Annotated in this window: 1 pseudogene; it reads left to right on the top strand. The window is 76.5% G+C overall.

Annotated features, from left to right (window positions below):
- Positions 1-2: 2 nt before the first annotated feature.
- Positions 3-716, top strand: a pseudogene (locus NT8_RS28175) (nucleotide disphospho-sugar-binding domain-containing protein); the annotation flags it as partial.

Genomic DNA, 716 nt, shown 5'->3' with positions numbered 1-716 from the left:
TGGTGCCGGTCGCGTGGGCGCTGCGGGCGGCGGGGCACGAGGTGGTGGTGGCCAGCCAGCCGGAGCTGGGGCCGACCGTGGCCGGGGCGGGGCTGCCGTTCGCGGCGGTGGGCCGCGACCACAACTACTGGCGGATGATGCGGGCGTTCTCGCTCTACGACGCGATCACCCGGGAGACCCCGCCGTTCGGGCGGGCCGGCCACCCCGCCGACCAGGTGCCGTGGGAGTACCTGCTGGAGGGCTACCGGCGGGTCGTGCCGTGGTGGTGGCGGGTGGTCAACGACCCCATGGCCGACGATCTGGTCGACCTGTGCCGCACCCTGCGACCCGACCTCGTCGTCTGGGGGGCGGTGAGCTTCGCCGGGGCGGTCGCGGCCCGCGCCTGCGGCGCCGCCCACGTCCGCTTCCTGTGGGGCGCCGACATCTTCGCCCGGATGCGCGGGTTGTTCGTGCGGCGGTGGGCCGAGCGGCCGCCCGCCGAGCGCGAGGACCCCCTGGCCGCCTGGCTGGGCGCCCTGGCCCGGCGCCACGGCACCGACTACGACGAGGAACTCGTCCACGGCCAGGCCACCGTCGTGCACACCCCGCCCTCCCTGGCCGTCGACGTCCCCGACCACGTCCACCACCTGCCCGTCCGCCACATCCCCTACAACGGACGCGCCCTCCTGCCCGACTGGCTGCGCACCCCGCCCCACCGCCCCCGCGTCTGCCTCACG

This window comes from Nocardiopsis trehalosi NBRC 14201 (assembly GCF_001552555.1).
Taxonomy (GTDB): domain Bacteria; phylum Actinomycetota; class Actinomycetes; order Streptosporangiales; family Streptosporangiaceae; genus Nocardiopsis_B; species Nocardiopsis_B trehalosi.
The sequence above is the reverse complement of the archived record's forward strand: the minus strand, read 5'-3'. Positions and strand labels throughout refer to the sequence as shown.